Source organism: Chryseobacterium herbae (assembly GCF_025154075.1).
GTDB classification, from domain to species: Bacteria; Bacteroidota; Bacteroidia; order Flavobacteriales; family Weeksellaceae; genus Chryseobacterium; species Chryseobacterium herbae.
Window position 1 is genome coordinate 1 of record NZ_JAOAMU010000007.1, and the last position, 14,739, is coordinate 14,739.

Annotated in this window: 14 protein-coding genes; 7 read left to right on the top strand and 7 right to left on the bottom strand. The window is 37.0% G+C overall.

All coding sequences use genetic code 11. The annotated features are described in order from the left end of the window. Positions 1–75: 75 nt before the first annotated feature. Positions 76–810, bottom strand: a complete 735-nt coding sequence (locus tag N0B48_RS19160; RefSeq protein ID WP_259840583.1) for a YggS family pyridoxal phosphate-dependent enzyme — start codon at positions 808–810, stop codon at positions 76–78. Then, positions 807–1,526 (bottom strand): AAA family ATPase, encoded by a 720-nt coding sequence (locus N0B48_RS19165; RefSeq protein ID WP_259841170.1) that lies wholly within the window; start codon positions 1,524–1,526, stop codon positions 807–809. The genes N0B48_RS19160 and N0B48_RS19165 overlap by 4 nt, the downstream gene beginning before the upstream one ends. 1,488 nt (positions 1,527–3,014) lie before the next feature. On the opposite strand from N0B48_RS19165, the gene N0B48_RS19170 reads away from it, so the two are divergent. Beyond that, on the top strand, positions 3,015–3,350 hold the full coding sequence (locus tag N0B48_RS19170; protein WP_259840585.1) for a DMT family transporter: 336 nt from the start codon (positions 3,015–3,017) through the stop codon (positions 3,348–3,350). Positions 3,351–3,614: 264 nt separating this feature from the next. Here the strand turns inward: N0B48_RS19170 and N0B48_RS19175 are convergent, their stop codons facing one another. Together N0B48_RS19175 and N0B48_RS19180 are read right to left on the bottom strand one after the other, a co-directional pair. Beyond that, positions 3,615–4,586, bottom strand: a complete 972-nt coding sequence (locus N0B48_RS19175) for a DUF6268 family outer membrane beta-barrel protein (protein ID WP_259840587.1) — start codon at positions 4,584–4,586, stop codon at positions 3,615–3,617. 4 nt (positions 4,587–4,590) lie between these two features. After that, a complete protein-coding gene (locus tag N0B48_RS19180; protein WP_259840589.1) occupies positions 4,591–5,019 on the bottom strand; it encodes a hypothetical protein in 429 nt (142 codons plus the stop codon). Positions 5,020–5,217: 198 nt separating this feature from the next. Here N0B48_RS19180 and N0B48_RS19185 point away from each other — a divergent pair, with 198 nt between their 5' ends. Both N0B48_RS19185 and N0B48_RS19190 read left to right on the top strand, forming a co-directional pair. Further along, on the top strand, positions 5,218–6,291 hold the full coding sequence (locus N0B48_RS19185; RefSeq protein WP_259840591.1) for a sensor histidine kinase: 1,074 nt from the start codon (positions 5,218–5,220) through the stop codon (positions 6,289–6,291). Continuing rightward, a complete protein-coding gene (locus N0B48_RS19190) occupies positions 6,288–7,013 on the top strand; it encodes a LytR/AlgR family response regulator transcription factor (RefSeq protein WP_259840594.1) in 726 nt (241 codons plus the stop codon). The genes N0B48_RS19185 and N0B48_RS19190 overlap by 4 nt, the downstream gene beginning before the upstream one ends. A 2-nt stretch (positions 7,014–7,015) precedes the next feature. Here the strand turns inward: N0B48_RS19190 and N0B48_RS19195 are convergent, their stop codons facing one another. Together N0B48_RS19195 and N0B48_RS19200 are read right to left on the bottom strand one after the other, a co-directional pair. After that, complete coding sequence (locus N0B48_RS19195; protein ID WP_259840596.1) at positions 7,016–7,642, bottom strand: class I SAM-dependent methyltransferase; 627 nt, start codon at positions 7,640–7,642, stop codon at positions 7,016–7,018. 165 nt (positions 7,643–7,807) lie between these two features. Next, a complete protein-coding gene (locus N0B48_RS19200) occupies positions 7,808–8,542 on the bottom strand; it encodes a DNA-formamidopyrimidine glycosylase family protein (RefSeq protein WP_259840598.1) in 735 nt (244 codons plus the stop codon). Between the two features lie 70 nt (positions 8,543–8,612). Here N0B48_RS19200 and N0B48_RS19205 point away from each other — a divergent pair, with 70 nt between their 5' ends. Continuing rightward, complete coding sequence (locus tag N0B48_RS19205; protein ID WP_259841172.1) at positions 8,613–9,968, top strand: deoxyguanosinetriphosphate triphosphohydrolase; 1,356 nt, start codon at positions 8,613–8,615, stop codon at positions 9,966–9,968. Between the two features lie 437 nt (positions 9,969–10,405). Here the strand turns inward: N0B48_RS19205 and N0B48_RS19210 are convergent, their stop codons facing one another. Further along, a complete protein-coding gene (locus N0B48_RS19210; protein ID WP_034725096.1) occupies positions 10,406–10,786 on the bottom strand; it encodes a Fur family transcriptional regulator in 381 nt (126 codons plus the stop codon). Positions 10,787–10,912: 126 nt separating this feature from the next. Here N0B48_RS19210 and N0B48_RS19215 point away from each other — a divergent pair, with 126 nt between their 5' ends. From N0B48_RS19215 to N0B48_RS19225, 3 genes are all read left to right on the top strand, one after another. After that, entirely contained in the window at positions 10,913–11,614 is a 702-nt protein-coding gene (locus tag N0B48_RS19215; RefSeq protein WP_259840601.1) for an ABC transporter ATP-binding protein, read from the top strand. A gap of 252 nt (positions 11,615–11,866) precedes the next feature. Then, the gene (locus N0B48_RS19220; protein WP_259840603.1) at positions 11,867–13,300 is read left to right on the top strand and encodes a DUF3526 domain-containing protein; all 1,434 of its coding nucleotides are present in this window, start codon (positions 11,867–11,869) and stop codon (positions 13,298–13,300) included. Continuing rightward, entirely contained in the window at positions 13,290–14,738 is a 1,449-nt protein-coding gene (locus tag N0B48_RS19225; protein WP_259840605.1) for an ABC transporter permease, read from the top strand. The genes N0B48_RS19220 and N0B48_RS19225 overlap by 11 nt, the downstream gene beginning before the upstream one ends. The last annotated feature ends 1 nt before the right edge of the window (position 14,739 follow it).

The window sequence follows — 14,739 nt, forward strand, 5'->3', positions numbered from 1 at the left end:
AACTCTAAAACTCTAAAACTCTAAAACTCTAAAACTCTAAAACTCTAAAACTCTAAAACTCTAAAACTCTAAAACTCAAACTCCGCCCTCATTCCAATAAAAACTATCCGGATACACCCTAGCTCCAAATACCGCTGTTCCAACCCGTACGATAGTAGAACCTTCCTCAATCGCCGTTTCCAGATCGCCGCTCATGCCCATAGAAAGCTCCTTCATTTCTACATTGGGAATATTCTGACTGATGATTTCCTGTTGCAGGTTTTTCAGGATTTTAAAGCAAGGTCTTACTTTTTCTGTTTCTGCACTGAAAAGACCGATCGTCATAAGTCCTTTAATCTTCAATGTGCCGAATTCGGAAACTTTTCTGGTCAGTTCAATAGCTTTATCAGGATGGACTCCAAATTTACTTTCCTCAGCGGATGTATTCACCTGGATCAGAACATCTATTGTTTTTCCTTCCGATAAAAGCCTTTGGTGAAGTTTCTCTGCAAGATCCAGGCGGTCCAGAGACTGTACACAAACCACCTCATATTTTAAAATATCCTTGATCTTATTGGTTTGCAAGTGTCCTATAAAATGATTTTCATGGGTCGTATTTTTCAGGTCTTCATATTTCTCTTTTAACTCCTGAACTTTATTTTCAGCAATTAAGGTCTGGCCGTTTTCTAAAGCTGTTTTAATATGTGTTGCAGAAACCGTTTTCGTTGCCAGCAGCAATCTGACTTCATCAGGATTTCTGCCTGATTTTTCGCAGGCTTTCTTTATTCTGTCATTGATGATCTCAAGGTTGTGGATGATGTCTTCTTTCATGGCTGTGTGATTTCCCGGGATTCCAGTTTTTTGATCAGTGCCGATTTTACGGAGGTCAATGCATGGTCTTTCGCCTCAGCAAAAGAAATGTTGTGCTTTCTGTCTATATTTCTCAGATCTTCCGGGAATTTAGACAGTAGATTATCGTAAAAGGTGTCCAGGAATTCAGCAGATGGCATCTCGTAGTTAATCTTCAGCTGGAAGCGTCTCAATAGGGCCGTGTCTATGATCTCCGCATGATTGGTGGCGCATAGCAGCAAGGCATTTTCGGGATAATAGTCAATCAGCTGAATCAGTGTATTGACGAGCCTTCTCATTTCACCTACATCCTTATCGTCGCTTCCACGCGCTTTTCCGATCTGATCGAGTTCATCCAGAAAAAGGACAGACCTTTCCCTGGCAGCTTTATCAAAAATCATTTTAATATTCTGTGAAGTTTCCCCAATCCGCGAAGAAACAATATTGCTGAGATTTAAGATCAGGATACTCTTACCTAAAGCGTTAGCGACGGCTTTTGCAGTCATGGTCTTCCCACAACCGGAATTTCCCTGGAGAAGAATCTTATTGTTCACAGGAAGTCCGTATTCCTGCAGTTCTTTGACATAGTTGTGTTCCTTAATAAGCTGCACCAGTTGGTCCCGGTTATTGCTGCCGAGAAATACGTCGTTGAGGGTTACTTCCTCTTTATCCTGAATGATGAGATTGTACAGATTCATGCTAAAAACTAAAAAATGATTCTTATCCGTACAAAGATAAAGTTTTATGGAATTATTTTCAGGGACCTGAAATAGAATAAGCGGGTAGGCCAGTGAAGGAACATTGAACAAAAACGCTTTCATTGAATGTTAAGGCGGAAATCGCGGCCTGGGAAGCTGGAGCGTTAAAAAAATAAATATTGTAAATGTTAAAAAAATCTTCTGTTCGAAGCGTGAAACTGTTTTCTAATAGAATAACCCATATTGAATTCGCGCAAGTTTAGAATTTTTAGAGAACACCATTTATTTTTAGCGAAGGATTCCAGCCTTGAATTTTTGGTTCATTTTGTTTCAAGACAAAAGAACAGAATGAAATATAAATCATCAATAAAGTTAAATGATTCATCAAATCATATTCAATAGGAACGGGCTTTAGCCCGTTTATAAAATAACCATGATTCATCAGGCTTTAGCCAAAATTTAAATTGCAAGATGATATTGACAAGAAAAGCCGAACAATCTGTTCGGCTTGACTATTTGGATATATAAAATTTGCTATGAAATTCAGTTAAGGGGTTATGTTTTTGGGCCCTTTTACTCCAGTGAGTAAAAGAGCAGAATCTGAGTATTCAGATTGAAAAACATAAACAATACAATTAATATAGATGTTCTATAAAATTTCTTTTAATAGAACTTAGTTTCTTTGTTCTCTTTTTACTGTCATGAAATAAGAAGTGAACACTACTAAACATGTTGCGATACCGATGTAAGTTACCATTTTTGTTTTATTTAATTATTTGACTTTATTTTATCAATTTTCTAATTGCAATATTACAACTTTCAAATCACGTGCCAAAGCAAATAATCATGATGTATATCAGTGTGTTATATGTTTGTAAACTTAATTTATATTGAATTTTTGTTTACAAAAAATTAATATGTTTTTAAGAAATTATTAATATATTTATTGTCTTATCTGTAAAAAAATAAAAAGTTGACAATGGTTTGAACACTTCTATATTGGACTTGATAAAACAAAAAATAAGAAATGCGATGCATAATATTCACTTTTAACTTTGTTTTTGAACGTCAGATTTTGGGAAGTGGAAGAAATATTATGTTAAGTAAACTTATTATTTGCAACTCATTTTTATCATGAAATTTTTAAAAGCCGTCAGATTATGTGACATCAATTGGAAACATTTGTCACATCTATATGAAATACTGACAGGTTGAAACTCTCACTGTCAGACTTTTTTGTGACAGATTATTTTATTCCATGTAAATGTTTTATAATAAATTGACTGGATAAATATCACCAGTTAGTGTATTGATGTGGATCTTTTTAACACCCTGATTTTCATATTAAAATGCCCAGGAAAGGATTGGTACATAAAGCGAATTAGGTACCTGTTTTGAATCTAAGAATTTGCTGTTTCCGGAGATTTTAATAGAGATTTTTCCGTGAAAAGAGACCGCTTTTCCCTATTTTTGTAGAAAACGAGTCATATGGGACGCAGTTATATTTTTCTTGCATTGGCGATCATATTCGAGATCATCGCGACTACTTTTCTGAAAAAATCTGAAGAATTTTCAAAACTCTTGCCATCTGTAGTGACCGTAATAGGATATGCCGCAGCATTTTACTTTCTAAGCATTACATTGCGTCACATTCCTGTAGGAATCACCTATGCGATATGGTCGGGTGTAGGAATTGTCTTTATCACGATGATTGGAATCATTGCTTTTAAGCAGGTTCCGGATCTGCCGGCCATCATAGGAATTGCACTGATTGTTATTGGGGTAATCGTCATTAATGTGTTTTCAAAAATGGGGACGCATTGAGGTGGTTTGATTTAAAGATTAAAATGATTAAATCTACCTTACTAAAATTCAATGGTGGGCTTTAGCCCGCTCACCCGGAAAATAGATAACAGCCACAGGCTTTAGTCCAAACATATTAAAATTCAATAGGAGTGGGCTTTAGCCCACTTAAAAAAATAAACACAACCAACGGCTTTAGCCAAAATCTAAAATCATCCTAAAAACCTTCAAAAATTCCGGTCTTGGTTTTTCCAAAGCTCTTTAAAGGTTTCCAGAAAATTGAAATCATTTTGCTCGAGGCTTTCCAAAAGGATTATAAGATATTCCGACATTGAAATAGAATGAGGGTTTATAACTGGCTTCAAAAATATAGTCTCTAAAAGATTCCTCCTTATCAAAAACCCTGGCGCGCGGCACCGCTCTGATTCCTGTTTTTAAAGTTCCAATAAAATTACTGCCTAAATTGTGTTCATAAATAGCTCCGGAATTGATCTCCAGTTGCCGGAATTCAAATGTTCTGTTATTCTTGTACATATAAAAGGAAGTATTATCCATCTCCGTTCCCAGGGAAATTCTGCCGTTGGCGAAAATATCCTTTCTTACCAATATCTTTTTAGGAAGAAGAATATCCAGCATCCAGCCGTTATTGAACCTGTTTTCATACGTAAAGATTGGGAGGATGGGAACCTGTGCACTCGGATCAATAAAACCGGCAATACCGATGAGCATTTTTGTTTTTGGAGTAGCCTTCAAAACAACGGAAGCCGTCACCATTCCTCTTATTCTTTCAAAATGTTGATTACTTCCGTCTACAGATGCAGAGGCTGTATATATCGCGACTTTATTGAATAGCTTTGAAAAATAACTGAAATTAATCGCCTCAGAATGGTAATGAAAATCATTCTTTTTATCTGTTTCCGGGATAATAGGTTCTTCGGTATTGAAGGCTATATAGCGATAATTTAAAGAAGTGCTGAGAAGCCAGGTTTTCTTTTTCACCAGATAAATATTGGCACCGGCATTCAGTTGCTGAAAACTTTTCACTTTGTTGTCAGGCAGGTCTTTTCCATCAAGCTTTGATGAAAACTGAAAAGGCGCCGTTTGGGTAAACTCAATATTCAGATCCCGGTTCTGGGGAAATTTATCTGCAAAATAAGCTCTTACTTTCAGTGGAATACTGTCTCTTTTTTGGGCATAGACAATATTCTTTAACGGGAACATGGCAAGGGGAATAAGAGCTCTTCTCAGTGTTTTCATGGTTTTATTTTAAAGATTGAATGGCAGATTGAAAAAAATTGAACACAAATATTTTATCATAAAAGATTTCTAAACTGTTTTCGATGATAAAATCGGTATGACGGAGGGTATCAGGAATCGGATCTTCTTCTACAAAGACAAACCAGAGCTCCTTGATATGATTTCGTCTTTTAAACTCTTCAAAAGCATTCCAGTCGAAGGGAGCAAAATGTTTAATATCAAAAAATAAAATTCCTTTTTTAACCCCATTTTCTTCTACAATATTAATAGGATGTTGGATGTAGCTTAAAATCCTGATCTCCGAATGGTAGCATTCCACAAAATGGTGCAGGTCAATCAGCTGTATTACTTTCTCCTCTTGCTGGGATTCTGTCATATAAAAACATTCTAAGGTTATTTCTTCTGTAAGTTCCTGAAAAACGGCTAATTCCATAAGCATAAAAAAATTGGACAGGACAAAGGAAAAGAGAATTAAGTTGCGGAAATTTGTTTTTATACCAAACCACTTCTAATTTATACGAAATCCACCTCTTTTAAAATTCGTATAAAAAAAAGCAGGGTTTGTATAATATTATAGATATTCTTTACGTTATTCTCTATTTTTGTTTTGTATTAAAACTGACAGAATATTATGAACGGTACGCCAAAATTTAAGGAAACGCTTGTCATGGACTTTTTGGTGGAAGACCGCTTCAGGCTTCGCAGGCATGTGCTGTTCCTTATTTTCTTTTTCTTTCTGCTGTACAGCGCAAGATTCTGGCATTGGTATTCCGGGATCTATCAGTATTACGTCCTATTCTTTGTGTATAGTGTACTGATTGGAATGGTGTATATCAATATTTATGTTCTCGTACCCAGGTTTTTCTTTAAAACAAAATATGTAACGTATCTGGTCCTGTTGATCATGATGGGAGTTGCCGGACTGAATATGATAGGCTATAGTTTTAAATTTTTCTTTGAAGATTTCAGGGTGGAAAATATAAAAAAGGAAGGGGATAGAGGCAGCATCTATGAGGGAATATTGATGTGTGTTCCTATTATTCTGACTACCACTACTGTGAAACTGCTACAGAAATGGATCAGTGATACCAAAAGAATCACGGAACTTAAAAATCTGACGTTGCAGATGGAACTGAATGAGCTTCGTAATCAGATCAATCCGCATTTTCTGTTTAATATGCTGAATAATGTCAAAGCGCTCACCAGAACAGATCCGGAAAAAGCATCTGTGGTTATCGTCAAGCTTTCGGAATTCTTAAGATATCAGCTGTATGAGAACGGTGAGGAGAAAACACTGCTCGTTTCAGAAATAGATTTTCTGTCTAATTTTCTTAACCTTGAAAAAATAAGAAGGGATAATTTCTACTTTACAATCAATGCAAATCTGAATGACAGAACTATCAAGACGACTTTTATTCCCCCGAATTTATTCACCACCTTCGTTGAGAATGCAGTGAAGCATAGTGTAGATATTAGCAGTATAGAATCTTATGTAAAAATAGATATTAGAGTAGAAAATAAAACCCTTCACTTTATCTGCACCAATTCTATGAACCCGGGTCTGACCATCTCTAATGCCAATTATGGCGGACTGGGGCTAGCCAATATCAAAAGAAGACTTGAACTGCTGTATGGTAACGCATTCGAGCTGGATATTATTTCCGGAGACAAAGAATATACCGTCAATTTAAAAACACCTGTATGAATTGTATAATTGTAGATGATGAACCTCTGGCAAGAGCAGAAATGCGCTCGCTGATCAATGAAACTTCAAAGACTGAAATTCTTGGAGAGTTTTCCAATGCACCTTCCGCCCTTGATTTCCTTAAAACCAATGACGTAGACCTTATTTTCCTGGATATTGAAATGCCCATGGTCACGGGGCTGGAATTCGCAGAAATGCTGCCGGAACAGAGCCTGATCATTTTCACAACAGCGTATTCGCAGTATGCCTTGAAAAGCTATGAGCTTGATGCTATAGATTATTTATTGAAACCCATTGACAAACAACGGTTAGAAAAAGCGATCAATAAAGCCGTTTTGTATAAAGAACTACTGTCTAAGAATACCGTGAAAAATACGGTAGAATCCAATACTCTTGAATTTTTATTCATTAAGGCAGACCGTAGATTTTATAAAGTCAACATTTCAGATATAAAATTTATTGAAGCTTTAAAAGACTATGTAGTTATTCATACCCGCCAGCAGAAGCTTATTACAGCCATGAACCTGAAAACTATTCACCAGAAAATTCCAGTGGAACTGTTTCTGCGTGTAAGTAAATCCTATGTGGTCAATATGGATTTCATCGATTCATTTGACAATCATAATATCTATATAGACGAATCAGAAATTCCTCTGGGTGAAGTATATAGATCTGACTTTTTTGCAAAATATGCCGGCGGGTTCCTTAATCCTGAAGCGTAAACTTAGCGTTTTCTCCCTGTAAAACGGATCACCGAACCAGTTCCGTTGTGAAATAAACCTTCATTAAGTTCAATTTCTTTTTCCACCAGTTCAATACTATCGTAATTAGGAAAATCAGCTTTGATTTCATCAATGGAGAATAAAGATCCGATATCTTTTGGTCCACCCACTTTTTCGTTTTTCAAAACATAATCCAGATGGCTTTTACTGAAAGCTTCAAAAATAATCAGGCCTCCTTTACGAAGATATTGGTCAAGTGCTTTATGAATAGAGGATTTGATATCCGCTGGAAAATGAGCATAGATAAGCGCAATCACATCAAACTGTTCCTCTCTAAAATTCAAAGTCTGAAGTTCTCCGACTTGATAATCAATGCTCACATTATTATTTTTAGCAAGCTGTAAAGCTTTAGTTTTTCCTTCACTGCTGATATCAAAAGCTGAGACTTTCCATCCTTTTATAGCCGCAAAAACCGCATTCCGTCCTTCTCCTTCGGCGGGAAACAGGATAGAGCCCGGTTCCAGTTTTTCAAGCTGTTCTTTTAAATATGTGTTAGGTTCGGTTCCATAAGCGAATTCTTCGCTGCTGTATCGGTCATTCCATCGGTCTAGCCATGTGTTGTCGGTCATTGTTTAAGAATTTAAGTTTTTAAGGTTATTGTTGCTCATTGAATCAGAATGTTTAGAATTTTCCCAAATATAGGATGTTTCCAGCCTTTTCCGTAAATGGAAAAAGCATTCTTCAAAATAGATTTTGTAAATAAGGATCTGAATGAATTGGAGATAAAAGACAGTTTAATACAATTTCTGATCTTTTTCACAGTAAAAACTCCGTCTTTTCCCAAGTCCTGTCTGCTTTTTTACAAGCTTCTGACCGCATATCGGGCAAATGGTTTTTGTATGAACGAGCCAGTGTTGTTTTAAAGTAAATTCCCGTTTCCATTTAAGAAAATCAAAGCTGTAATTTCTGGCTTCAGCAATCAGTTCCTTTAATTTTTTGGAAGGAAGATTTCCCACCAGACTTTCAGGCTGAACTCCGATTCTAAAAAGCACTTCATTCTTAATGATATTTCCAACACCTGAAAAGATATCCTGATTCATCAACGCGTCACAGACCATCATCTCAGGTTTGGATTTCAGTTTCTTTTCCGCTTTTTCAGGACTCCAGGCCTCACTCATAATGTCAGCTTCCCAGTCAATCGTTGACAGAAATTCCAGATCTACCGCCTTTACGGAGCAGGTGTAGAAATACAGACTGCCTTTTTTTAAATGAAGAGACAGACGAAGACTTTTATCCGGTTTCGTTTGTTCATCCACACTGTATGATCCGAACATCAATAGATGAATCCGAACCGCCATCGTATCAAAAACAAGATAGGTCTGTTTTCCGAAAGTACGGATCTCCTTAAGCGTTTGTCCGATCAGCGGTTCTTTATCAAATTGAGCATTACCCGAAGCTTCTGTCACGGTGTTTCCGACAAAAGGCAGCAGGTTTTCTTTCATTAAAAGTATGGATGGACCTTCAGGCATAGCTTTGGTTTTCAAGAAAAGTTCAAATACTATTCCGTAAAAATAAAATTTGGAGTAATTTTGAAAAATGATGAATTTAAACCAGATTTTCACGAATCAGCGTACAGGAAACAACCCGCATACTAAAGCTTCAAGAACTGATTTTCAGAGAGATTTCGACAGAATTATCTTCTCTTCTGCGTTCAGAAGACTGCAAAATAAGACCCAGGTTTTTCCTCTTCCCGGAAGTGTTTTTGTACACAACAGGCTGACGCACTCGCTGGAAGTCTCGTCTGTAGGCCGTAGTTTGGGAAGTATTATCGGAGAATTTATCTTTGATGCCTATAAAAATGAGCTTACCGAAGACTCAAAAAACTTTTATCTTCATAATTTAGGAAACGTGATTGCCGCTGCCTGTTTATGTCATGATGTAGGAAACCCGGCATTCGGACATTCTGGAGAAGATGCCATTGCAAGTTATTTTGAAAGAAATGAAAAAGATCTGAAGCAAAAGTTTAATAAAAAGGAATGGGCAGATCTGGTGAACTTTGAAGGAAATGCCAATGCGATAAGAGTTCTGGCACAGCGTCAGCAGGGGAAAGATGATGGTGGAATTCAGCTGACTTTTTCTACACTCGCCAGTATTGCCAAATATCCTTGTGAAGCCGTTGCCAAGAAAAAAGGAATTATTCACAGAAAAAAATTCGGGTTTTTCCAGAATGAGAAAGATATTTTCCTTGAAATCGCCAAGGCAACGAATTTAATTTTAGAAAACGAAGAACCTTATATTTTCAAAAGACATCCTTTCGTATGGTTGGTAGAAGCTGCGGATGATATCTGCTACAATATCATTGATATGGAAGATGCTCACAGACTGGGAATTGTATCCACGTCAGACTGTGAAAACCTGTTTTTTGAGCTGATCAAATCTGAAAGCAGCGATATGGACAAAGTAAAAAATAAGCTGGCCTCCATTTCCAATGAAAACGAGAAGATCTCTTATCTGCGTGCTAAAGCCATCAATGCTTTAATCAATAAATCGCTTGAGATCTATAAACATAATTTTGAAACTATTCTCCAGGGAAATCTGGACAACGGACTTCTTGATATTTATAAATCTGAAAACCGTGCGCTACAGGACATCGAAGCATTCTCTATAGAAAAAATCTACAACCATAAAGCTGTCGTAGAGATTGAGAATGCAGGGTACAACGTTATGTATGAACTTCTTGATCACTTCATTCCTTCTATTCTGAAGCCTGAAGATGAGCGAAAATCTTATGATAAAAAAGCATTGAAACTTCTTCCGAGACAGTTCGTTTATGAAGAAGGGACAGACTATCAGAAAGTGCTGGGTGTAGTCGATTTTGTTTCAGGAATGACGGATAATTTCGCCACCGATCTTTACAGAAAAATCAAAGGAATTGATATTGGAATGACGGTGTGATTTTCGATTTTTTTAACCACAAATACCACAAATGTGTTTCACAAATACCACTAATTTACGGCCAGTATATTTGGTGTTATTAGTGAAAAATATTAGTGTAATTCGTGTTTTAATAAACGCAAAGTTTTAGCATAACATCGTATAGTTTCAGCAAAGCAAAGAGAAAAATCAATTTGCAATTGATTCGATGAAGCGCTTGGATAAAACGTCTGCTTAGTCAATGGCGAAGCCATAACCCTTTGCTCCCCTTGAAGTCAAAAGCTTTTTAGATAAAGCTTTGCGTCAAATAAATTATAAGATTTTAAATACTTTTTTTTAACCACAAATACCACAAATAGTTTTCACGAATAACACTATTACGTCTTGTATATTTGTGTCATTTGTGAAAACTATTTGTGCAATTCGTGTTTTAATAATTCAAAGTAAAATACTGATAATTACTGGCAGTTCGGACAGATTCCCGATACCGTCAGATTTATTTTATGAACCTTGTAGCTTACCGGTAATTTAATTTTTGGCTCCACATCTTCTACACACGTCACTGTTTTGCACTGCTCACAACTGAAATGCAGATGATCGTGATGATGAATTTCCGTTGTACAGGTATGACATTCCGCGTACTTGATGGTACCGTCAATATCCACCACTTTATGGATGATGCCTTCATCCATTAATCTTTCCAGTACTCTGTAAGTAGTTACACGATCGCAGAGTCCATCCAATAGACCCTGCAATTCCGCATGGGACAAAGCGACTCCGGATTCGTGGATGAGCCTTGTGATTTCTTTTCTTGCTATTGTATTTCTAGACTGTTTCATGATTTCTGAATAAATTTCAATATAATTAATGCCATATTGTTGCAGTAACAAATATAATCTTTATTTTTGAAACATTATTGCATTAAAGATGACGATAGAGCATTTAAATCAAACACAATATAGATTATGATCAGGATTGAAAATACAAGGAAATCATACAATGGAAAAGAAGCGGTAAAAGGACTTTCTTTATCCGTAGCAGAAGGAGAAATCTATGGTTTACTGGGTCCGAATGGTGCCGGAAAATCTACCACCTTGAATATGTTGTTGGGATTTTTAAAACCCGATTCCGGGACTACACTTCTTAATGGGATTGACACAAGTACATCTGCAAAAGAGGCGAGAGCAATCATTGGGTATATTCCTGAAAATGTCAATCTCTATCCGTATTTAACAGGTATTGAAAATCTGTACTATTTCTGCAAACTGGCTGGAAAGAATTACAGTACGGAAGAACTTTCCGGTATTTTGACATCATGTGGACTGCAAAGGGATTCGCACAACAAAAAAACAGGAGCCTATTCCAAAGGGATGAGGCAGAAAGTAGGTATTGCCATTGCTTATGCGAAAAAAGCTAAGGTTTATTTACTGGATGAACCGGCTAGTGGTCTGGATCCGCTGGCTAGTAATGAACTTTCTGCTTTGCTTAAAAAACTGGCTGATGAAGGAGCTGCGATACTCATGGCTTCTCATGATATTTTCCGGGTAAGAGAAACATGCAGCCGTATTGGAATTCTTAAAAGTGGAGTACTGGTTAAAGAAATGAAAACCTCAGGAGTCACCGCCAATGGACTGGAGGAAATATACATGGATTATATGCAGAGATAATTCAGATTGATCGTAATTAATACTTCTGCCAGATTCACAGGCAAATTCCATATTTAAATTAAGGATTAAAAATTTTGCCGAATAATTTATTGCAACAATAGTGCATTATTGAAATTAATTGTTACTTTTGCTACAATGTTGCAATAGTGGTTTAGTGAAACCGATTGATTCTAATTAGGTATTGCAAATGAAATTGTTTCAGAAGTTTCATATCAGAGATTACTCAAAGGTGAAACAGTCAAATATAAATGAATGACGGATTTAAAGATAACATTTTTAGTGGCTAAACATGAGTTTAGGGTATTTCAGGAAAATGGACTGAAAATATTTGTATTGTTTTATATTTTGATTTTGCTTGGGGTTTGGGGAAGCAATTATACGCAACTCAGTGCCACTTCTCTTAAAAATAAGGAAGCTAAAGAAGTTATAGACAGCGAATGGAAGGATCAGGACCGCAGCAATCACAGCGCGGCGCATTGGGGAACTTTCCTTTTTAAGCCTGTAAGTTATTTGTCCCTTTTGGAATCGGGGACGGCTGTTTATTCTGAAAATTATTATAGAGTTGAGGCGCACAAACGCCCACAGATACATTCTAACAGACTGCCGGATCTGGAGGCCTTTATGAGAATACCGGATCTTAATTCTGCGTTTTTTTTTCAGTGGCTGATGCCGTTATTTGTTATTGGTTTGGGATTTTCGTGCATCTCCTCCGAACGTGAGAAAGGTTTTTTAAAACTTCTGTCTGTGCAGGGCGCTACGTTTGGACATCTGGCTACCGGAAAATTCATGGCCCTTTATCTGGCAGTTCTGTTATTTACCGTTCCTCCGTTTGCCGTCATTGTAGCAGGCCTGTTTTTTGAAAACGAACCTTTCAGTCATTTGGTAAGAGCGTTTTGCTGGTTCGGTTTATATACGGTTTATTTCTTTCTGATTTCCGGTGTTGTTCTGCTGATCTCCGCATTCAGCCGGTCTTCATGGTCTTCATTGATGACCAGTATTACGCTTTGGATCCTTTGTGTTCTGCTTATTCCAAAATTCAGCAGTTCGGCAGCTGACGGTCAATATCCGCTTCCTTCTTACCACGAATTTGAGCATAATATAAAAACAGGATTTGATAAAGGGCTTGGTCAAGATGGTCCTTATACCGAAAGATCTGAAGCTAATCTGAAACAACATCTCAATCAGTTTAATGTAAATAATATCAGTCAATTACCGGAGAAAATTCGTTTTGCCCTCGATCTTATACAGGCCGAAGCCTATGAAAATAAAGTGAACAGGTTTTATTCAAAAAAGGTGGAAGATCAATTTGAACAGCAACAAAATTTTATGGACAATATGGGACTCATCAATCCCTTTATTGCGGTACGCCAATTATCCATGGGCCTTGCCGGAACAGATGTCTACCATCACATTGATTTTTTCAATAAAGCTGAACATTACAGAAATGACATGATGGACAGGCTCAACAGAAGAGAGCTGCAGCTTGCCATCTCTGAGAAAAATCAAAAAAATAACAGGGATTTCTACAGCAGTCTTCCGGATTTTCAATATGAATATCCGTCTGTCGGGTCTGTGATCTCACATCATATGACGGCGGTTTGGTCCTTGCTGTTTTGGAGCTTAGTATTGATCGTTTCCTTCGGACTCATTATTAAACTAAATTATTTTGTAAACTATGAAGGATAAGATCATGTTGCTGTTATACGAGTGGAAACACATTGCCCGACAGTCTGCTGTATGGATACTGTTCTTTTTCTTCTTTGTCATTGCTGGTTATGCGATTTATTCAGGGAATATTTTGACCAAAAACAAATTGTCAGCCATTGAAGAAGCGAAAAAAGAATCTGTTAAAGACTATCATAATACACTCCTGGCCTTTACAGATACAGCCAGCATTGAGAAAAAACAACAGGCGGAAAATGCTGGAAATCCTTATGTGATCGATTACAGATATCCACGTATTACTTTTGATCAACCTTATCCGCTGGCGGGTTTAGCTTCGGGAATAAAAGATATTACTCCGGTTACTGAAAAGGTGAATTATTACACGGATTATGCTGCTGTTGACCGGGAAATGATCAATCCTTCTATACTTTTCGAAGGACGACTGGATCTTTTGTATGTCAATCTGTATTTAATTCCGCTTCTGATCATTGTCTTGGTGTACAATGTCATCTCTTCCGAAAAAGAAAAGGGAATCAGTAATCTTCTGATTGTTCAGGGTGGAACCTTAAAAAGGGTATTATTCGGGAAACTTCTGACCCGTTTCATCATTGTTTTTTTAGCTGCTTTCATGGTGAATATTTTAGGAATGTTGCTCTCACCATCGGGGTTTCCGTCGGTTAAGGATGCTTTTCTCTGGATCTTTTTACTGTTTTCCTATTGTGTACTCTGGATATCCCTATGTTTTGTCATTATTGCTCTGGATGGAAACAGTGTGTTCAACCTGTTCACCTGTATTGCACTCTGGGTTTTCCTGATGTTTTTGCTGCCTCTGGCGATCAATAAGACCGCACAAATGCAACATCCTTCCGATCTGAAACTTCTTGATCTTGAAGAGAAAGACAGGCAGATCAGTGATGAAGTCTGGGCCATGAAGCCTAAGATGGTGGTCGATAGCTTTTACAAAAACTTTCCGAGGTATGCTTCGGCTTATATTCCTTCGGATACTATTGACAATCAAAATGATGCCTTTTTCGCAGGCTATTATTATATCAAGCAAAACCGTATGAAGGCAATCATTGATTCTTTATGGGAAGGAGATCAAAAGGCGAATCAGACCGCCTATAAATTAATCAGATATAATCCTGTTCAGAGTACGGAGCATCTTTTTACCCTTTTAGCCAGAACAAGCCGGGCAGATTATCAGGGATATAAACAGGATGTCAAAGACTTCCAACATGAATGGCAAACCTACTTCTATGACAGGGTTTTCTCCATGAAAGACGGAATACGGACCATATCTAAGTTCACACCTGAAGAACTTAAGAAGCTACCCACTTTTAAAATAAAACATCACGAGGTAAGCATATCAGAATTCATATCAGGAACACTGTTTTTATGGATCATAAGTCTGGTTTGCTTTATCGGAGGATTGATCATGATCAGAAAATTTAAACAATAAA